This window comes from Flavobacterium sp., from assembly GCF_035299245.1.
Lineage (GTDB): Bacteria > Bacteroidota > Bacteroidia > Flavobacteriales > Flavobacteriaceae > Flavobacterium.
The window spans coordinates 147,338-168,204 of sequence record NZ_DATGWY010000022.1 but is presented as its reverse complement, the minus strand read 5'-3'; the positions used below and the strand labels follow the sequence as shown (position 1 = coordinate 168,204).

Annotated in this window: 18 protein-coding genes and 1 tRNA gene; 15 read left to right on the top strand and 4 right to left on the bottom strand. The window is 36.1% G+C overall.

What is annotated here, in order from left to right; all coding sequences use genetic code 11:
- The first annotated feature begins 41 nt into the window (after nt 1–41).
- The 14 genes from mraY to VK161_RS14320 all read left to right on the top strand — a co-directional run bounded on the left by mraY (nt 42) and on the right by VK161_RS14320 (nt 15,614).
- On the top strand, nt 42–1,268 hold the full coding sequence (gene mraY, locus VK161_RS14385) for a phospho-N-acetylmuramoyl-pentapeptide-transferase (RefSeq protein WP_324215490.1): 1,227 nt from the start codon (nt 42–44) through the stop codon (nt 1,266–1,268).
- Entirely contained in the window at nt 1,268–2,602 is a 1,335-nt protein-coding gene (gene murD / locus VK161_RS14380) for a UDP-N-acetylmuramoyl-L-alanine--D-glutamate ligase (RefSeq protein WP_324215489.1), read from the top strand. Before mraY ends, murD begins: the two co-directional genes overlap by 1 nt.
- Before the next feature lie 30 nt (nt 2,603–2,632).
- Nucleotides 2,633–2,998, top strand: coding sequence for a four helix bundle protein (locus VK161_RS14375; protein ID WP_324215488.1), 366 nt, complete (start codon nt 2,633–2,635; stop codon nt 2,996–2,998).
- A 65-nt stretch (nt 2,999–3,063) separates the two neighbouring features.
- Nucleotides 3,064–4,353, top strand: coding sequence for an FtsW/RodA/SpoVE family cell cycle protein (locus VK161_RS14370; RefSeq protein ID WP_324215487.1), 1,290 nt, complete (start codon nt 3,064–3,066; stop codon nt 4,351–4,353).
- 47 nt (nt 4,354–4,400) lie between these two features.
- Nucleotides 4,401–5,492 carry an undecaprenyldiphospho-muramoylpentapeptide beta-N-acetylglucosaminyltransferase gene (gene murG / locus VK161_RS14365; protein WP_324215486.1) on the top strand — a complete coding sequence of 364 codons (1,092 nt, stop codon included), beginning with the start codon at nt 4,401–4,403 and terminating at the stop codon, nt 5,490–5,492.
- Between the two features lie 43 nt (nt 5,493–5,535).
- Nucleotides 5,536–6,888, top strand: coding sequence for a UDP-N-acetylmuramate--L-alanine ligase (gene murC / locus VK161_RS14360; RefSeq protein WP_324215485.1), 1,353 nt, complete (start codon nt 5,536–5,538; stop codon nt 6,886–6,888).
- 12 nt (nt 6,889–6,900) lie between these two features.
- Nucleotides 6,901–7,626 (top strand): cell division protein FtsQ, encoded by a 726-nt coding sequence (locus VK161_RS14355; RefSeq protein WP_324215484.1) that lies wholly within the window; start codon nt 6,901–6,903, stop codon nt 7,624–7,626.
- A 7-nt stretch (nt 7,627–7,633) separates the two neighbouring features.
- Nucleotides 7,634–9,013, top strand: a complete 1,380-nt coding sequence (gene ftsA / locus VK161_RS14350; RefSeq protein WP_324215646.1) for a cell division protein FtsA — start codon at nt 7,634–7,636, stop codon at nt 9,011–9,013.
- A 36-nt stretch (nt 9,014–9,049) separates the two neighbouring features.
- Complete coding sequence (gene ftsZ / locus VK161_RS14345; RefSeq protein ID WP_324215483.1) at nt 9,050–11,014, top strand: cell division protein FtsZ; 1,965 nt, start codon at nt 9,050–9,052, stop codon at nt 11,012–11,014.
- Nucleotides 11,015–11,303: 289 nt separating this feature from the next.
- Nucleotides 11,304–11,753, top strand: a complete 450-nt coding sequence (locus VK161_RS14340; protein ID WP_324215482.1) for a GatB/YqeY domain-containing protein — start codon at nt 11,304–11,306, stop codon at nt 11,751–11,753.
- 106 nt (nt 11,754–11,859) lie between these two features.
- A tRNA-Arg gene (locus VK161_RS14335) sits at nt 11,860–11,933 on the top strand.
- Nucleotides 11,934–12,262: 329 nt separating this feature from the next.
- The gene (locus VK161_RS14330) at nt 12,263–13,945 is read left to right on the top strand and encodes a T9SS type A sorting domain-containing protein (RefSeq protein WP_324215481.1); all 1,683 of its coding nucleotides are present in this window, start codon (nt 12,263–12,265) and stop codon (nt 13,943–13,945) included.
- A gap of 95 nt (nt 13,946–14,040) precedes the next feature.
- On the top strand, nt 14,041–14,463 hold the full coding sequence (locus VK161_RS14325) for a CBS domain-containing protein (RefSeq protein WP_324215480.1): 423 nt from the start codon (nt 14,041–14,043) through the stop codon (nt 14,461–14,463).
- A 98-nt stretch (nt 14,464–14,561) separates the two neighbouring features.
- Entirely contained in the window at nt 14,562–15,614 is a 1,053-nt protein-coding gene (locus VK161_RS14320; RefSeq protein ID WP_324215479.1) for a T9SS type A sorting domain-containing protein, read from the top strand.
- 56 nt (nt 15,615–15,670) lie between these two features.
- Here VK161_RS14320 and rpe read toward each other — a convergent pair whose 3' ends face one another.
- On the bottom strand, nt 15,671–16,333 hold the full coding sequence (rpe, locus tag VK161_RS14315; protein WP_324215478.1) for a ribulose-phosphate 3-epimerase: 663 nt from the start codon (nt 16,331–16,333) through the stop codon (nt 15,671–15,673).
- 376 nt (nt 16,334–16,709) lie between these two features.
- Nucleotides 16,710–17,573 (bottom strand): sigma-70 family RNA polymerase sigma factor, encoded by an 864-nt coding sequence (locus VK161_RS14310; RefSeq protein ID WP_007804760.1) that lies wholly within the window; start codon nt 17,571–17,573, stop codon nt 16,710–16,712.
- 186 nt (nt 17,574–17,759) lie between these two features.
- Here VK161_RS14310 and VK161_RS14305 point away from each other — a divergent pair, with 186 nt between their 5' ends.
- On the top strand, nt 17,760–18,830 hold the full coding sequence (locus VK161_RS14305; RefSeq protein WP_324215477.1) for a fatty acid desaturase family protein: 1,071 nt from the start codon (nt 17,760–17,762) through the stop codon (nt 18,828–18,830).
- Nucleotides 18,831–18,892: 62 nt separating this feature from the next.
- Here the strand turns inward: VK161_RS14305 and VK161_RS14300 are convergent, their stop codons facing one another.
- Both VK161_RS14300 and VK161_RS14295 read right to left on the bottom strand, forming a co-directional pair.
- Nucleotides 18,893–20,329 (bottom strand): hypothetical protein, encoded by a 1,437-nt coding sequence (locus VK161_RS14300; protein WP_324215476.1) that lies wholly within the window; start codon nt 20,327–20,329, stop codon nt 18,893–18,895.
- Complete coding sequence (locus tag VK161_RS14295) at nt 20,319–20,867, bottom strand: sigma-70 family RNA polymerase sigma factor (protein ID WP_324215475.1); 549 nt, start codon at nt 20,865–20,867, stop codon at nt 20,319–20,321. Before VK161_RS14295 ends, VK161_RS14300 begins: the two co-directional genes overlap by 11 nt.

The following is a 20,867-nucleotide window of genomic DNA, read 5'->3' as shown; positions in this document are numbered from 1 at the left end:
AAAGGAAGAATCTCATACTATAACAAACCAAACTAATAACTATGTTATACTACTTATTTGAATACCTAGATAAAACCTTAGACGTTCCCGGAACTGGAGTGTTTCAATACATTACGTTCCGTTCGGCTTTGGCCATCATTTTGTCGTTGATGATATCCACCATCTACGGGAAAAAAATCATCAATTTTCTTCGCAATCAGCAAGTAGGTGAAACAGTACGAGAATTAGGTTTGGAAGGTCAAACACAAAAAGCAGGAACACCAACAATGGGTGGATTAATCATTATTATTTCCACATTGATTCCAGTTTTATTGTTAACCAAACTGAATAATATTTATATCATCTTGCTGATCATCACAACAATTTGGATGGGAACGATTGGTTTTATTGACGATTACATTAAAATATTCAAAAAAGACAAGCAAGGACTAAAAGGGATTTTCAAAGTTATCGGACAAGTTGGCTTAGGGCTAATAGTGGGTTCGGTGTTGTATTTTCATCCAAGTGTTACGGTTCGCGAGAAATCATCTACACCTATTACTTTCAATCAAAAAGAAAATGTAATTTCTAGTGTTCCTGTCGAATATAAATCTACAGCAACGACAATCCCGTTTGTAAAAAACAACGAATTTGATTACGCCGAATTAATCGCTTGGACAGGCGATGGTTACCACAATTGGGCTTGGTTGATATTCATTCCAATTGTAATTTTTATTATCACAGCAGTTTCCAACGGAGCTAATTTGACCGACGGAATCGATGGTCTCGCCGCCGGAACTTCTGCCATTTCTGTTCTGGCGCTCGGGATTTTCACTTTCGTTTCGGGTAATATTATCTTCTCAAGTTACCTCAATATAATGTACATCCCCAATTCGGGAGAAATGACAGTGTTTATTGCGGCATTTGTTGGAGCATTAATCGGATTCTTATGGTATAACTCCTATCCAGCATCAGTGTTCATGGGTGATACCGGAAGTTTGACTATAGGCGGAATCATAGCAGTTTTGGCGATTTCAGTACGTAAAGAAATGCTGTTACCCGTATTATGTGCCATTTTCTTTGCCGAAAGCGCTTCAGTAATCATTCAAGTAACGTATTTCAAGTATACCAAGAAGCGATTTGGCGAAGGTCGACGCGTATTTCTAATGTCGCCTTTGCATCATCATTACCAGAAAAAAGGCTACCACGAAAGTAAAATCGTAACCCGATTCTGGATTGTGACCATCTTACTAGCCATTGTTTCTATAGTAACATTAAAATTAAGATAATGAAACGATTGGTGGTTCTTGGTGGTGGCGAAAGTGGAGTAGGTACGGCCATTTTAGGAAAGAAAGAAGGATATGATGTTTTTGTGTCCGATTTCGGAAAAATAAAAGACAATTACAGAGACGTTCTTAATCAATATGAAATCAAATGGGAAGACGAGCAGCACACAGAAGAAGTAATTCTGAATGCTGATGTAGTAATGAAAAGTCCCGGAATACCCGATAAAGCACCAATAGTGAAAAAATTGGTCGAAAAAGGAATTCCAGTCATCTCCGAAATTGAGTTTGCTGACCCATTCAACAAAGCACTCACTATCGGAATCACCGGAAGTAATGGTAAAACAACCACAACGATGCTGACGTATCATTTGCTCAAAGAAGGCGGATTGAATGTGGGTTTAGGAGGTAACATCGGAAAAAGTTTTGCTTGGCAAGTAGCTGAAGAAAACTACGATTCGTATGTGTTGGAATTGAGTAGTTTTCAGTTGGATGGAATCGTAAATTATAAGCCGCACATTGCCATTATTACGAACATTAGTCCTGACCATTTAGACCGATACGATTACAAATATGAAAATTACATCGCATCGAAATTTAGAATAACAATGAATCAAACGGAAGAGGATTATCTCATCTACGACGCCGATGATGAAGCCATCTCCAATTGGTTACAAAATAATAAAGTGAAAGCACAATTAATACCTTTTTCAATTTCTAAACCAGTTGAAAACGGAGCATACCTAAACAAACAAATTATGGAAATCAACATCAATCAAGAAGAGTTTTTAATGGAAACAGCCAACATTGCATTGGAAGGCAAACACAACATGAAGAACGCTATGGCAGCAACTTCAGTGGCTCAATTAATGCGCATTAGAAAACAAACCATTCGCGAAAGTTTGTCCAATTTCCAAGGTGTTGAACACCGTTTGGAAAAGGTACTAAAAATTCAAAACGTTCAGTACATCAACGACAGTAAAGCAACAAATGTAAACGCTACTTTTTTTGCCTTAGACAGTATGACAACTCCAACCGTTTGGATTGTTGGTGGTGTAGACAAAGGAAACGATTATACCGAGTTGATGTCATTGGTTCATGAAAAAGTTAAAGCAATCATCTGTCTCGGAATTGATAATAAGAAAATCATCGAAGCTTTCTCTAATATTGTTGATATGATGGTCGAAGTCGATAACATGCGCGATGCCGTTCATACAGCCAAACACATCGCTGAAAAAGGCGATACAGTATTGCTTTCACCAGCTTGCGCAAGTTTTGATTTGTTCCAAAATTACGAAGACAGAGGAAATCAATTCAAAAACGAAGTACGCAATTTGTAATTTTAGATTTTAGAATTCAGATTTTAGATTATGACAACAAATGAATTAAAGAATAGAACAAAGAAATTTTCATTGTTGATTATTGATTTAGCTGAAAAAATACCAAATACAATAGCAAGTAGAATAATAATTAATCAACTTGTTAAAAGTGGAACTTCGGTCGGAGCAAATTACAGAGCAGTCTGCAGAGCAAGAAGTGATAGGGAATTTGTTTCCAAAATGAATATTGTATTGGAAGAATCTGATGAAACTCTTTTTTGGTTAGAAATCATCTCTGAAAAAGAATGGTTTGAAATTAAGAAGCTCGAAAGTTTGATAAAAGAAGCGAACGAATTAACAGCAATTTTTGTTAGTTCATTAAAAACGGTAAATAATAAAATTAATAACTCAAAGTAAATACACAAGGAATTTAAAATCTAAAATCTGAACTCTAAAATCTGAACTCTAAAATCAAAAATTCAATGCTAAAAATAATAAACAGTTTAAAAGGAGATAAAGTCATATGGGCATTCGTTGCTCTTTTGGCACTGTTTTCATTTATGCCTGTTTTTAGTGCAAGTAGTAATTTGGCTTACATGCGTCATGGTTCCGGAAATGCAGTAACGTATTTAATCAAACACTTGGCGCATATTTTCATCGGATTTTTTATCATTTACCAAGTGCATAAAATTCCGTACCACTATTTTCGCGGCATTTCTCGAATCGCTTTGCCCATAGTTTGGCTACTGTTGATTTATACTTTAGTGAAAGGAACAGTAATCGAAGGCGCCAATGCCAGTCGTTGGATACAAGTGCCATTCATCGGAATATCATTTCAAACATCAACCTTAGCAGCCATTATTTTGTACATTTATGTGGCGCGCTATTTGTCTAAAAAACGCGAAAAAGAACCCAACTTCAAAGAATCGTTCATCGATTTATGGATTCCAGTTTTCATCACTTTGATGTTCATTCTTCCAGCTAACTTTTCCACCGCAGCACTCATTTTTGCTATGGTAACCATGTTGGCGTTCATAGGCAAATATCCTTTGAAATATATTGGTTTAATTATTGGCTCCGGAGTCGTAGTATTAACTATGTTCATCTTAGTTGCAAAAGCGTTTCCTGATGCTTTTCCCAATCGTGTCGATACTTGGATTAGTCGTATTGATAGTTTTACGAGCGACAAACCCAACGAAGACGATTACCAAATTGAAAAAGCCAAAATCGCTATTGCGTCTGGTGGAGTGTATGGTTTAGGTCCAGGAAAAAGCGTTCAGAAAAATTTCTTGCCACAATCATCATCCGATTTTATTTATGCAATCATCGTTGAAGAATACGGTTTATTGGGCGCGTTAACTGTAATGGGAATGTACTTGCTATTGCTTTTCCGATTCGTCGTAGCAGCACACAAAGCCAATTCGATGTTTGGGAAGTTAGTAGTAATCGGACTCGGTTTTCCCATCATCTTTCAAGCTTTAATCAATATGGCTGTTGCTGTTGAATTATTGCCTGTAACCGGTCAAACTTTACCATTAATTAGTTCGGGTGGAAGTTCGGTTTGGATGACGTGTATCGCCATCGGAATCATCTTGAGCGTGACCAAAAAAGAAGAAGAAATTGCCGAAGAATTACAAGAAAAACAAAAGAGAGAAGAAGCCTTGCAACGATTAATCGATAAACAATTAAAAGAAGAGGAAGAAGCTGAAAATGAAGATGAAAATTTCTCTATTGAAGATAATCCAATGAATGCTGTTTTAAATAAATCTTAAATGCTTGCTGAATAATCCAGTGCTAAAACGCTGGGACAATAAAGAAAATGAAAAAACACAAATTCATATTAAGTGGCGGCGGAACAGGAGGACACATCTATCCTGCTATCGCGATTGCCAATGAATTAAAATTGCGTTTCCCCGATGCAGAATTTTTGTTTGTGGGTGCGCAAGATAAAATGGAAATGCAAAAAGTACCTCAAGCAGGTTACGAAATTGAAGGTCTTTGGATAGCTGGAATTCAGCGCAAATTGACGGCTCAAAATGCCATGTTTCCATTAAAATTAATCAGTAGTTTATGGAAATCTAAAAAAATACTACGCCGATTCAAACCCGATGCAGTCATCGGAACAGGTGGTTTTGCAAGCGGACCGTTGTTGCAAATGGCCAACAGTATGAACATTCCAACGGTAATTCAAGAACAGAATTCGTATCCCGGAATTACCAATAAAATGCTCAGCAAAAAAGCCAATGCGATTTGTGTAGCGTACGAAAATTTAGAGCGATTTTTTCCAAAAGACAAAATTGTATTCACAGGGAATCCAGTACGACAAGATTTGCTCGATGTTGATTCTAAACGAAATGAAGGAATTGACTATTTCAAGCTGGATGCAACAAAAAAAACATTGTTGGTTTTGGGAGGAAGTTTAGGTGCGCGTCGCATCAATCAACTAATCGAAAAAGAATTGGATTTTCTATTGAGCAACGGAATCCAAATTTTCTGGCAATGTGGAAAATTATATTACGAAGACTATAAAAAATACAACGATAAAGAAAATGTTCAAGTAGTGGCGTTCATTGACCGAATGGATTTGATTTATGCGGCTGCCGATTTTGTGATTTCACGTGCTGGAGCATCATCGGTATCGGAATTATGTTTGGTGGGGAAACCAACCATTTTTATTCCGTCACCCAACGTTTCGGAAGATCATCAAACCAAAAATGCCAAAGCGATAGTCGATAAAAAAGGGGCGATTTTGCTAAAAGAAAGCGAATTGGATTCGACGTTTGAAACGGTTTTTTCCGATTTGATTTCCAATGAAAATAAACAAAAGGAATTTAGCCAAAACATCAAAAGTTTAGCCAAGCCCAACGCGACTAAAGATATAGTTGAACAAATAATAAAGTTAATAAAATAAATAAGCTAAGATACTCATTTACACAGCTTCTCAGTTACTCAAAATGAATTTAAACCAAATACATAACGTCTATTTCATCGGAATCGGAGGCATCGGAATGAGTGCTCTTGCACGCTATTTCCAAAACATTGGAAAGAAAGTATCCGGATACGATAAAACGCCAACCATGCTTACTGACGAGTTGATTGCAGGCGGAATGAACATTCATTTTGAAGATAGCATCGATTTGATTCCTACGGATTATTATGTTGAAAATACACTAGTTATTATTACGCCAGCAGTTCCTATATCGCATTCGGAGTGGAATTATTTCCTCGAACGAAATTATACAGTTAAAAAGCGTGCTGAAGTACTTGGAATCATTACTAAAGATACTTTTTGCTTCGCTGTAGCAGGAACACATGGTAAAACTACAACTTCAAGTATACTCGGACATATTTTATACGAAAGTGGCGCTGATGTTACGGCTTTTTTAGGCGGAATTGTCGAAAATTACCATTCTAATTTAATTGGAAGTGGAAAAACAATTACAGTGGTTGAGGCCGACGAATTTGATCGTTCGTTCTTGCATCTTCATCCGGATATTGCCTGTGTAACCTCGATGGATGCCGATCATTTGGATATTTATGGAGACAGTTCGGCTATTGAGGATTCGTTTAGAGAATTTGCAAATAAAGTAGCAGACAAAACCAAGTTGTTCGTTCCAAAAGGATTGCCGTTAGAAGGATTGACTGTCGCAATAAATGAAGAAGCCACATATAAAGCATTCAACATCAGAGTAGAAAATAGCGCTTACGTTTTTGATGTTCAAACGCCATCAGAAATCATACAAAATATAGCTTTCGGTTTACCTGGAAGACACAATTTAATGAATGCGCTAACCGCTTTAGCCATGGCCAAAACCAATGGAACCCCAACCGACTCCATCGTTAAAGCGTTAGCGTCATTCAAAGGAGTGCAACGCCGATTTTCGTACCAAATTAAAACCAATGATTTGGTGTATATTGATGATTATGCACATCATCCAACCGAAATTAATGCGGTGCATCAGGCAGTACGTGAATTGTATCCCAACGAAAAAGTATTGGCTATCTTTCAACCGCATTTATTCAGTAGAACAAAGGATTTTGCTGATGACTTTGCCAAAAGTCTTTCTGCTTTTGATGAAGTGATTTTGTTGGACATTTATCCAGCTCGCGAATTACCCATGGAAGGTGTAACTTCTTCGTGGTTAATGAGTAAAATGACGAACCTAAATACGAGTTTGGTTTTGAAAGAGAATTTGCTTTCAACAATTGTTAAAAATGACGCAAAAATCATCGTTACAATTGGTGCTGGAGACATCGGTGAAATGGTGCCAAAAATTAAAAATGAATTGCTTCAAAATAAAGCATAATTATAAACAAAAATGAAGAAAATTTTCAATTGGTCTACGATACGATTAGTGCTGATGTTTGCGTTAGTATTATTTCTGTATTCCTTTACAGCCAACAGAAATTTGAATCGAAAGCTCAAAAAATCGGAGGTGATTTTTGTGAATAATAGTCAACATTTTATCAGCCAAGAAGCGGTTAATAAATTGTTAATAGAAAATAAAAGTGACGTAAAAACCATTGCAAAAGTTGAAGTAGATTTGAACAAATTGGAGAAGTCTATCAACAAAAATAAAATGATTGAAAAATCAGACGTTTTTGTGACCATAGATGGCACGTTGAGGGCAATTGTTAAACAAAAAACTCCTATCGCTAGAGTTTTTACTAACGAAGGTTCTTTTTATATTGATTATGAAGGAAGTACGATGCCGCTTTCTGAATTAAATTCAGCGAGAGTTCCACTTGTTTTGGGGGAAATTACTGAAAAAAACAAGAAAAAATTATCTGAAATTTTAAAGATGATTTACGATGATGATTTTTTGAAAAAAAACATCATCGGTGTTCAAGTTTTGCCCAAAGACGAACTTTTGATGAAGAACAGAAATTACAATTTTGATATTTTGTTTGGGAAACCAATCAACATTGAAAAGAAATTCAACAATTACAAAGCCTTTTTTCAAAAAGAAGTTAATGATAGTGTGTTGAAAAAATACAGAAAGATAAATCTGAAGTTTACACAACAAGTTGTTTGTATAAAATAATTAGATGATGGAAAAAGAGAATATTGCAGTAGGTTTAGACATCGGAACAACTAAAATCGTTGCCATGATTGGCAAGAAGAACGAGTACGGGAAGTTAGAGATTTTAGGTGTTGGGAAGTCGAAAAGTTTAGGTGTCGCTCGTGGAGTGGTGAATAATATCACTCAAACCATACAGTCGATCCAACAAGCTATTGTTGAAGCCGAAGAAAATTCAGGCTACAAAATCAACGATGTGGTTGTAGGTATCGCAGGGCAACACATTCGCAGTATTCAACACACTGACTACATCAGCCGAAGTAATCCAGAAGAAGTAATCAGCGGAAAAGACATTCAATTATTGATCGATCAAGTGAATAAACTAGCCATGCTTCCAGGCGAAGAAATTATTCACGTGTTGCCTCAAGAATTCAAAATCGATGGGCAATCCGAAATCAAAGAGCCGATTGGAATGTACGGTGGGCGATTAGAAGCGAGTTTCCATGTAGTAGTCGGACAAGCTTCTTCCATTCGAAATGTAGGTCGTTGCATCCAAAGTTCCGGAATTGAATTATCCGGATTAACATTAGAGCCTTTGGCTTCCTCTGATGCTGTTTTAAGTCAAGAAGAAAAAGAAGCAGGTGTTGCGTTAATTGATATCGGTGGTGGAACTACTGATTTGGCCATTTTCAAAGATGGTATCATTCGTCACACTGCTGTAATTCCGTTTGGAGGAAATGTTATCACAGACGACATCAAAGAAGGTTGTTCGATTATTGAAAAACAAGCAGAATTGTTAAAAACAAAATTCGGTTCGGCTTGGCCAGGAGAAAATAAAGACAACGAAATAGTTTCTATTCCAGGGTTGCGTGGAAGGGAGCCAAAAGAGATTTCGTTGAAAAATTTATCCAAAATCATTCACGCTCGTGTGGTGGAAATCATCGAGCAAGTATACGCCGAAATCAAATCGTACGGTCACGAAGAATCGAAAAAGAAATTAATCGCCGGAATTGTGCTAACGGGCGGTGGTTCGCAACTGAATCACATCAAGCAGTTAGTAGAATACATCACCGGAATGGACACTCGTATTGGTTATCCTAACGAGCATTTAGCCGGAAATTCAAGCGAAGTAATTTCAAGTCCGTTGTACGCAACCGCAGTTGGTTTAGTAATGAACAGCGTTGCCAACAACACTCAAAGTGCTTATAAATTGGAACTGCGTGATACTTTTAAAGAAGTAAAACCAGTAGCACAACCGGTGGTGGAAGTTCAAGAACCAGCACCAATAATAGAAAATAATGTAGAAGAAAAGAAAGCCAAAGACACCGAAACTACGGGCGAAAAAATCAAAAGATCGTTTTTTGATAAGTACGTAGACAAGATCAAAGACTTTCTTGACAATGCAGAGTAAAAAATAGAATACAAAATCAAGCAAAACCAAAATAGTATGATAAGCAACTCAGAATTTGGAAACATTTCATTTGATTTACCCAAAAATCAGTCAAATGTGATTAAAGTTATCGGAGTTGGTGGCGGAGGAAGCAATGCCATTAACCACATGTTCAAACAAGGAATCAAAGGAGTGGATTTCGTGGTTTGTAATACCGATTCACAGGCGTTACAAAACAGTCCAGTTCCCAACAAGATTCAATTAGGATTAAGCCTAACTGAAGGTCTTGGTGCTGGAGCAAATCCAGACGTAGGTCAACAATCGGCTATAGAAAGTATCGCCGAAATCGAGCAAATGCTTGATAGCAATACCAAAATGGTATTCATCACAGCTGGAATGGGTGGCGGAACCGGAACGGGTGCTGCGCCAGTAATCGCTCAGTTGGCTAAAGAAAGAGATATTCTTACGGTAGGTATCGTAACTATTCCGTTTCAATTTGAAGGGAAAGTACGTTCAGATCAAGCTTTAAATGGGGTTGAACGATTGAGAAAACAAGTCGATTCGCTTATCGTCATCAATAATAATAAATTAAGAGAAGTATACGGAAATCTGGGTTTCAAAGCTGGTTTCTCCAAAGCCGACGAAGTGTTGGCAACCGCTTCTCGTGGTATTGCTGAAGTAATTACACACCACTATACGCAAAACATCGATTTAAAAGATGCTAAAACAGTATTGGCCAATAGCGGAACTGCAATTATGGGTTCGGCAACGGCTAGTGGTGATAATCGTGCAAAAGATGCGATCATCTCTGCACTTGATTCGCCTTTGTTAAATGATAATAAAATTACTGGTGCCAAAAACGTATTGTTGCTTATCGTTTCAGGAACTAGTGAAATTACTATTGACGAAATCGGAGAAATCAACGACCATATTCAAACTGAAGCAGGCTTCAATGCCAATATTATCATGGGAGTTGGTGAAGACGATTCATTAGGTGATGCTGTTGCCGTTACTATCATTGCAACGGGTTTTAATGTTGAACAACAAAACGGAATCGTAAATACAGAACCAAAGAAAATCATCCATTCATTAGAAGATGATCAGAAAATTGTACGCGATTTAACTCAGAGACCAATCGAAACCATCGCAACTGTTGTTGAAGAACCAGTAGTGGTTGTTCCAGAAGTGAAAGCGGAAGTGGTAGAAGAGAAAGTGATCTTTGAATTGATTGATGAAGAAATCGAAGCTCCAATTGTAGCTAAAATCAATGAAAATGATTTGGTTGCAATGAACGATTTCATTCGCAATTTAGACGTGACTTTTGAAATCGTTTCGCCAATGACAGAAATGACATTCGAAATTCAATCGCCAGTAGTGAATGAAGTAAAAGAAATCAACGAAATCAAAGTAATTGATACTGAGTTTGTGTCTAAAGATGAGCAAATCACATTCACTTTTGATATTCCAGCTCCAAAAGCGGAACCCGTTGAGAATAAAATCATCTTCGATTTAAGTGATGAAACTAAAGATATTAAAGTAAACGAGCACGTTGAGTTTGTTCCGGTAACCGAATTGAACAAAGATGGAGTAGTGCGTTATTCTTTAGAAGAATACATGGAAATTGAATCGGAATTATTGGGTTCAAAACCTGCTGCAAATGTAGTAAGTGAGCCAGTAGATACCGAATTGGATTTTACTCTAAAATCAACTGCAGAAACACAAGAGCCAAAATTTGCTACTCATTTTGAAGATGTAACTCCAGTAGAAATGACTATTGAAGAGACCTTGAAAATGCGTGCCGACGAAAGAAGACGTAAATTAAAAGAGTTCAATTATAAATTCCACAACAACAATTCGAGAGTAGAAGAGTTCGAAAAAGAACCTGCTTACAAACGATTAGGAATTGACATTTCAGACAACAGTACATCATCCAATGCTTCTCGTATGTCATTGGGTACCGACAGTAACGACGATGTGCAGTTGCGTTCTAATAACTCTTTTTTGCACGATAATGTAGATTAATTAAAGTTAATTAAAATGTTCCTTTTTAACCCGAAAATGTTGTAGCGTTTTCGGGTTATTTTTTATACCATTACCTCTCTTACAATCAAAAAAATCACTAAATTTGCTTGCCTTTTTGGAGCAGATGAATTGTTTTTCTTTCAACAGTCGTCCTGCTTTCCGCAGTATCTGTCATTGCGAGCATAGGGAAGCAATCTATAAAGGATTGCCGCGTTTCTCGCAATAACAGGATACTTGCTCCAATCAGGGCTAGAATAGCAATTTTGTAGTATAATCCAAATTCAAAACAATGAGCTTAGAAACACAAATCATGGACGAAATGAAAAACGCCATGAGAGCAAAAGATACCGTGGCTTTAGAAGCATTAAGAGCCATCAAATCGGGCATTATTTTAGCCAAAACAGAGGCTGGAGCTTCTGATACGTTATCCGCCGATGACGAAATCAAATTATTGCAACGTTTGGTAAAACAACGCAAAGACAGCGCTACCATTTACACAGAACAAGGAAGAGCTGATCTAGCCGAACCCGAATTGGCTCAAGTAGCTGTTATCGAAAAATTCCTACCGGCTCAACTATCAGAAGCTGATGTTGAAACTTTAGTAGCAAAAATTATTGCAGACAATGGTTTCTCCGGAATGGCTGCTATGGGACAAGTAATGGGAATTGCCTCAAAAGAATTGGCAGGTAAAACTGACGGTAAAACCATTTCGACCATCGTTAAAAAGTTATTAGCATAAAAAGATTATTAGACCTCTTAGAAAGTTAGACTACTTAGATTGTGTTTGTCATGGACTAATCTCTAAGATGTCTAAATGGTCTAACAATCTAAAAATCTAGAAAAATGGCTGCGTAGTTCAACTGGATAGAATATCAGATTTCGGCTCTGAGGGTTGGGGGTTCGAATCCCTTCGCGGTCACGAATGAATACTTGTAAAAGGAAAAAACGCCAAGCTCGCTTGAGCGTTTTTTTCTTTTACAAGTATTCTCAAAGCGGAGCTTTGAGGGATGGGCGCAGCCAATCCCTATTTATATATAGAACAAGCCAAGCTCGCTTGAGCGTTTTTTTGTTTAAAGACTTTTCTCATCCCGATAGCTATCGGGAGGAGCTTTGAGGGATGGGCACAGCCAATCCTGGAATATAAATAACAATAGGTCAGTAATTTCAAAATCATTTGATTCTCAAATTGTAGTTTAATTTTCTCAATAGAATGTTTTTATTTTTTAGATTTGATAAAAAAATAAAAGCATGAAAAACTATTTACTCCTTTTTGTACTCTTAACGTATCAATTCTCTTTATCAAATGTTGTAGTTCCGCCAATTGCCAATTCGATTGGTAATCAACAAATTTGTGATGAAGGACCATTAATGGATGGAGTAGATTTTTTTGATTTGACTTCCTATAGCCCATTGATATTACAAGGCAATCCAGCGCCACTTTCTAATTATTTGGTTTCGTTTTACGTTGCTCAAAGCGATGCGATCAATAATGTAAATGCGGTATCAAATCCAAGTAGTTTTAGCGGTACTAATGGTCAAACCATTTGGGTTAGAGTAACTGATTCTACTACTTCGGAATATTCATTAACTAATTTTGGTTTGGTTGTGAATTTGCCACCCGCTATTGTGGCGCCATCCAATCCATTAATGACTTGTGATTTTGATGGAGTAAATGATGGTTTTACTTTTTACGATTTAAGTGTTTTAACTACAGAAATTTTGAATGGTTTATCAGCTTCAAATTATACTGTTGGCTTTTATGAAACACAAAATGCGGTTAATCCAATACAAAATGCTTCTCTTTATTATGCTAGTACTAGAACAATTTGGTGTAGTGTAGCAAACAACTCTACAGGATGTGAAAGTTCAGTATCTTTTAATTTAATCGTAGAGCAACTTCCTGAACCCTTTATAACTAATCAAGCTAATACGATTTGCGTAGATTATTTGAGTAATACTGTTGAAACAGCACTTTTATTAGAATCTTCAAACATGACTAGTTATTTGAATGCACCACAAGTTCCGGTGCCAGATTATTGGTATCAATGGTATATGAATGGTGTTTTAATTGCTGGTGCAAATTCGCCTAATTTTTTAATTGCTTCTCCTTTATCTGATAATAGTTCAGCTGTTTTTACTGTTGAAATGAACAGTATGACTGCTGGAGGTTGCACGGCTATTTCTGAAGATTTTGTAGTTTACCAATCAGGACAAGCTTCGCCTATTGGTATTGGATATTCAATCGTAAATAATTCGGGAAATCAAATCATAACGGTTGAAATAGAAGGTTATGGTGTTTATCAGTATTCACTTGATGGTGGACAGCAACAAGATAGTCCTATTTTTGAAAATGTATCTCTAGGAACGCACACAATCACTGTTTGGGATATTGAAGGCGGACCCAATTACAGTTGCAATCCATTGCTGTTAAGTAATATTGAGGTAATAGCGGCTCCATTACCTCCGCCAACTGGGAATGCTTCACAATCTTTTAGTCAAGGCGCTACTTTAGCAGATATTCAAGTGTCAGGCGAAAATATTCGTTGGTATGAAACGAATACGAGTGTTATTCCGTTGCCTATGAACACAGTTTTAGTGAATGGTTCAACCTATTTTGCCACTCAAAAAGTTGGTGGTTATGAGAGTGTTGCTCGATTGGCTGTAACGGTTCAAACCACCTTAAATAACGTTGAGTTTAATAAAAATGATTTCTTAGTTTCTCCTAATCCAGTTGTCGATAATCTGAAAATTAAGAGCGATAAATCGATTAATAACATACAACTGTATAATCTTCTTGGTCAAGTTGTTTACGAACAAAATTCAAACCAAATCGAGGTAGAAATAAATTTGAGTTTTTTAAAATCAGGTAGTTATTTAATGAGAGTTCAATCGGAAGGGAATAGTTCCTCAAAAATGATTTTAAAAAACTAGCATCAAATTTGTAACATTAATTAGTCTTCTGATTTTTATCATATTTCCTCTCGTAGAGTAATCGTAATTTTAAGGAAGATTAAAATGAAACGATTATGAAACAAAATGTTCCCGTGTCAACCATAATGACTAAAAATGTGATTAAGTTGAACCTTACAGACGATTTGACTAAAGCCGAGAGTTTATTTAAGAAATATCATATCCGACATATTCCTGTGGTCAATGGGAATATAATAGTTGGAATGTTAAGTTATACTGATTTGTTGCGTATTTCATTTGCTGATGCTGTTGATGAAGACGAAGAGACAGTTGATGTAACTGTTTACAATATGTTTTCGGTTGAGCAAGTGATGGCGCGCAATTTAGTCAAAGTGGATCCCGAGGCAAGCATAAAAGAAGTCGCAGAAATACTGTCTAAAAGAGAGTTTCATGCATTGCCTGTAGTTCATGGTGATTTGTTAGTCGGTATTGTAACCACAACTGATTTAATCAAATATTTGTTAGAGCAATACAACTAAAATTGTAGTTTATCGATTTTCTATGAAATAAATCGTATTCCCGAATTGACTTTTGAAAATAAATGTAAATTGCGCCAAAGTTTCAAAATCAGTCAAGTATGGGGGAAAAATTACTTACATTTTTTTGTTTCAGTTTTGTGTTGTTGTTGGTCAACGATAGTAGTGCTCAATTGTATTCTAATGGTTCGTTAGCTACTGGAACAGTTGCAACAGATAGTTTTACAGCTCCAGCGGGTTATTCGTGGAGTGAATTGCAAAACAATACAGGGAATAATTTGCAAGTGAATGGAACTTCAGGATTACCTGGTTATTATTATGCTGATGGAAGTTTAAATTATGCTTTAGCGGATGATTTTATAGTACCTGAAGGTCAGGTGTGGTCAGTTACAAGTTTTGATTTTTTTTGTTATGAACCGGTTTATTCAGGGTCAGTTCCGCCAATCAACCAACTCAGAATTAGATTGTATAGTTCTAATCCTTCATTAGCAGGTTCGACTCCAATTGCGGGTGATTTTAGTACAAATGTTTACGACGCAACCAATAGCGAAAATGCTTTTATTTACCGTATTTTCAATGCAACAATTCCTTCGCCACAGCAGCCGAATTTTTCTAGAAAAGTATTTAAAGTAAGAGGAAATTTAAGTGCAACCCTTCCGGCTGGACATTATTGGGTAGAATTTCAAGTTCACGCTACAGATAATACCGAAATTTTCTTTCCACCCGTAACTGTTGTTGGTAGTCGGTCAGTAGCCGGAGCCAACTCAAAAATTAATGTTATTGCTTCTTTCTTTCCTTCTGATGTTTTGGGTTGGGGAACAAATACTGATATCGGAATTCCCAATTCGGCTCCCGATGTTGCCTTAGCACTGCCTTTTATGGTGAATGGAACTTCAACGTTATCTCTTGAAGATTATGTTTATACGGATGAAGTTACAATAGCTCCTAACCCAGTAAGCAATTTTTTAAACTTGTCAAGTGCGAATAATATAATGAGAGTTGAATTGTACAATCTGCTTGGTCAACTAGTTTTATTTAAACACATCAATACTACTCAAGATCAAATTGATGTTTCTCAACTAACCTCCGGTACTTATTGGGTTAAAGTAGTGTCTGATAATAAACAAAAAATAATAAAAATGGTGAAAGAATAATTCACTATTCCTGAATAAAAAAGCCCTGAGAAAACAATCAGGGCTTTTTTTAATTTTTAGATTGAAGTTAATTTTTTCAAATCGGCTATGGTTTGGTTTGGGTCGCTAGCTTTAAAAACGTAGTTTCCAGCAACTAAGACGTCGGCGCCTGCTTGTACCAATTGAAGCGCGTTTTTATCGGTTACTCCGCCATCAATTTCGATTAGAGTGGAAGCATTTTTGCGGCTAATCATTGCTTTTAATTTCTCTATTTTGGTGTAAGTGTTTTCGATGAACGATTGACCTCCAAATCCTGGGTTTACACTCATCAAACATACCATGTCAATATCGTTGATTACATCTTCTAATAAGTCAACATTGGTGTGCGGATTTAAAGCGACTCCTGCTTTCATTCCTTCTGCTTTAATAGCTTGTAAAGTGCGGTGAAGGTGCGTGCAGGCTTCATAGTGAACTGTAAGTATATTGGCTCCTAAAGAAGCAAAAGTTTTGATGTAGCGATCCGGATCGATGATCATTAAATGTACGTCGATAGTTTTAGTAGCGTGCTTTGTTATGGCTTCTAAAACAGGCATTCCAAACGAAATATTCGGAACAAAAACGCCGTCCATGATGTCGATGTGAAACCAATCGGCTTGACTGTTGTTGACCATTTCAATGTCGCGTTGTAAGTTGGCAAAGTCGGCAGCCAATACCGAAGGTGCGATGAGTGTGTTTTTCATTGTGGATGAAATGAGTTAGTGTTGTTTAGGCAAAGGTAAAATTTTAACCGCAAAGAGCGCAAAGGTTTTTCGCAAAGTTCACTAAGAAAAATAAATGAGTTTTTATTGCTGGTTTGCGTGAAGGATTGAGCAATTGTTTGAGCTCTTTTTGTAGTGTGTAATGCAATGGAACACTGCAAAAAAGCGAGTGCGAAAGCCTGACCTGAAAGGGCACGCCCGAATTTAAAACTTCAAAATTCGTTGTTCAACGTTGAATATTCAACTTGGAATGTTGAATTTTGAAGTTTTTTTAAAAGCAAAACTCCGGTAATCAGCCGGAGTTTCAATCATCAATCAAAAAACGAACAGTTTTGAAACTGTTGTTGCGTTTATAGGATTAACCTAAATACGTTTTCAAGATTTTACTTCTTGAGGTATGTTTTAATCTGCGGATTGCTTTTTCTTTAATTTGACGAACGCGTTCACGAGTTAAGTCGAATGTTTCACCAATTTCTTCTAACGTCATTGGGTGTTGATCGCCTAAACCAAAATACAAACGAACTACGTCGGCTTCTCTTGGAGTAAGGGTTTCTAATGAACGCTCGATTTCGGTGCGTAATGATTCGTGAATCAACTCTCTGTCAGGGTTTGGAGATTCTCCTGAACGTAAAACGTCGTACAAGTTAGAATCTTCTCCTTCTACTAAAGGCGCATCCATTGATAGGTGACGACCCGAGTTTTTCATGGATTCTTTTACGTCGTTTACGGTCATGTCTAGTTCTTTTGCAATTTCTTCAGCAGAAGGTGGACGTTCGTTCGATTGCTCTAATAAAGCGTACATTTTGTTGATTTTATTGATAGAACCAATTTTATTTAATGGTAAACGAACGATACGAGATTGTTCTGCCAATGCTTGAAGAATCGATTGACGAATCCACCAAACGGCGTATGAAATGAATTTGAAACCACGAGTTTCATCAAAACGTTGAGCGGCTTTAATCAAACCTAGATTTCCTTCGTTAATTAAATCAGGCAATGTCAATCCTTGGTTTTGGTACTGTTTTGCTACCGAAACCACGAAACGTAAATTGGCCTTAGTTAATTTTTCAAGTGCGCGTTGATCTCCTGCTTTGATGCGTTGTGCTAATTCCACTTCTTCATCGGCAGTAATCAAATCTACTTTTCCAATTTCTTGTAGGTATTTGTCTAAGGATGCAGTTTCACGATTAGTTACCTGCTTGGTGATTTTGAGCTGTCTCATTTAATTTTCTCCTTTTTCTTTTAAAGTGTTCAGGTAGTTATACGTAGCCAGTTACAAAAAAGTTACAATTATTAAACTATTTTCTAAAAAATGTGTCCGAATTCATACAGATTAAATTTTTCAGGACACCGCTTTTTAAGGTTTGATTCAAATTTGCTGAGTACAATCAAATTTAAAAATATAGTTATGAAAGCGAAGTATTTTAAAAAATCGGAAGAGGAAAAAGAGTTTTATAATCAACTTAAATCGAAGGTGTATCAAAAGCTAGAGGGTAAAGTAATTTCTTATGGAGATTTTAGATTTTGGTTTAAAGGTATATTTTGGACACTAGTATGCTATTTTTCATACAGCTTGTTGTTTTTGGAATCCATAGCAAAAATGGAGTTTTGGGTTTTGTACGTTGTGTTTCAATTGTCAGGATTGTTAATTGGATTCAGTTTTGGTCACGATGCTTCACATAATACCGCTTTTAAAAGCAAGAAAGCCAATGGTGTATTGCATTTTTTTAGTTTTCTGACGGTTGGTATTGATCCGTTACTTTGGGGTTTGCGACACATTCGCTCGCATCACTTGTACGCCAACGTTGAAGGTAGCGATGTTGACATTGATAAAAATCCGTTTTTGCGATTGAGTCCAACGCATCCGTGGAAACCAAAGCACAAGTATCAGGCTTATTATGCACCATTTGTATATATGTTTACCTTATTGCATTCTGTTTTTATGAGTGATTGGGTGTATTTGTTCTCAAAAGAATACCATTGGATGAAAAAAGGAATTTCCAAACCAGAATTATTCACTCGATTCGGATTGTATAAAGTATTTTATTTTTCAATTGTTTTGGTTGTTCCAATTTTGTTTGCTCATTTTTCATGGAGTTTTATCGTTTTAGTCTATCTGTCGGCGAGCGCATTTACATCATTAGTTTTTATTATTATGTTGGTGGGAACGCATTTTTTTGATGGTGCTGATTATCCACAACCTGAAGGAGCATTTTTAGAACACACTTGGGCAGTTCATCAACTGTATACGAGTTGTGATTGGAATGCTAATCAATCGTGGGCTCGATTTTTAAGCGGTGGTTCTAATTGTCATGCTGCGCATCATTTATTTCCAGGTATTTGTCATACTAATTATTCGGAAATCAATCAATTAATTCAAGAAACTACCCGAGAATATAAATTGCCCTATCATCACAAAACGTTATTTGAGATGATGGTTTCTCATTTCCGTCATTTAAATAAGATGGGTAAAATATAATAGAAAAAACCCCAGCTTTAGCAATAAAGTTGGGGTTGACTAACAAACAGAAAATAATGAAATTACAATTTATAACTGATTCCGGCTTTTAATGATAGGTAATAAGGGTAAAAACTTGAAACGTTTTTATGACTCATGATTTGAAATTGAAATTCGGGATATACATCCAATTGAATTCTTTTTGAAAGATTGTAAAATAAATTCAGTTTAGTGTTGATGACAAAACTTTGTGCTGCGCTGTTTTTTGAAGTGCCAATTTTAAATTTGCTAAGATTCTCCGATTCCAAATAAACATCGTTTTTATTCAAAAGGAATAGACTCACGCCAAAAGAACTTGCTAACCCAAATTTTTTATTAGACAGGACATAATATACTTCAATAGGAACTTCAATGTAGCTATTTTCTTCATAGAATTTTACTTTTTGATCGTTTTGTAGCGCTGTCGAATAATTTACCAAAGGATTGTCTAATTCTAAATTAGTATTGTTGCTAAAAAAGATGTCGTTTTTTTCTACTTCCGTAAATCGATTGGTTTGTACCATTCCAATTCCGGTTTGGATTCCGATTTTTTCTGTTCCCATCCAGCGGACTACTACACCAAAATTTTGAGCTACTTTTCCTCCTTCATCCAAAACGTTATACTGTGTTGATAACGAATTTCCGCCTCCAAATTTCCCTGCATAAGAATAACCGTAATAAGGTGCGATTATGATGTTGTACTCTTTTTCCTTGGGCAGTTCAGGAACACTGTCTTTTTTTGTTTCATTCAGCGACTTTTCTTTTTCAGTCAAGGTATTGTTTTTCTTTTGTAATGAATCAATTGCTGTTGGGTTAGGTTTTGTTTCTGTAATCGATTGAAGGTTTGTTTTCTCTGTGTCTAAAACGTTTTTTTCTGAGTTTTTTTCTGATGAATTTTCAACTGAAGCCAACTGATTTAGCGGGTGATATGAAGTTGTTTTAGAATTTAGATTCTGTTTCTGTTTTGTTTTCTTAGAATTAAAAGCGATGTTTTGGTTTTTGTTTGTTCTATTTTTTGATTTCGAATTCTTGTGAATTCTTTCACTATTTTTTTCAGAAGTTACTGTCGTTGATGCGGCGGAACTTGATGCTGTGTTTTTCGAATTAGTATTGGTTGCGGATTCAATTTTATTAGAAGTTGAGCCTATGGATGAATCAATAGTGTTTTTTGGATTTTTTTGTTTGTTGCTATTGTAATCAGTTGTAGTTATATCGTTTGAATTTTTTATGGTTTCTTGTGGACTTGAGTTTTTATCATCGGTAGAATTAAAATTAGGCACACTATCCAAATGCAAAATAGTATAAGTACATAATGAACCACCAATAAAAGCAGCTATAAAAAACCAGATGAAGAACGGTCTTTTTTTCTTTTTTTCTTTTAATTCTTCCTCAATTCCATCCCAAACCATTGCCGAAGGAGCGACATCCAGTTGGTCTAGATTTTCCCTGAAAAATTTCCCTATGTCTTTTTTAGATTCCATTTTTATATTTTCTAGGAGTGTTTTCGGTTAGTTTGTTTTTTAGGATCAATTTTGCCTTGTGTAAATTTGATTTTGATGTTCCTTCAGAAATTCCAAGCATTTCTGAAATTTCCTTATGACTGTAATCGTCTAGTTCGTATAAATTAAATACCAAACGGTATTGATTAGGCAATTCTTGAATTAATTTCAACAAATAATCCAATGAAATAGTTTCGGTGTCAATTTCTATTTCGGTATTGATTAGAGGATATATCGTTGAATCAAGTGTTGTGGTGTTGATTGATGATTTGAATTTAGTAATGGCTTTGTTGATGGTGATTCGTTTCATCCAACCTTCAAATGAGCCTTTGTTTTCAAAACGATTACAATTTGATAGAATTTCGATAAAGGCATCATGTAAATTGTCTTCAGCTTCCTCTGCTGAGGTACAATATTTCAGACTTAATTGATATAGATTTTTCCCATAGAGATTGTAAAGCGCCTTTTGATGCACTAAACTATTTTTTTTACAACCTTGTATGATTTCCTCTAAATTCAA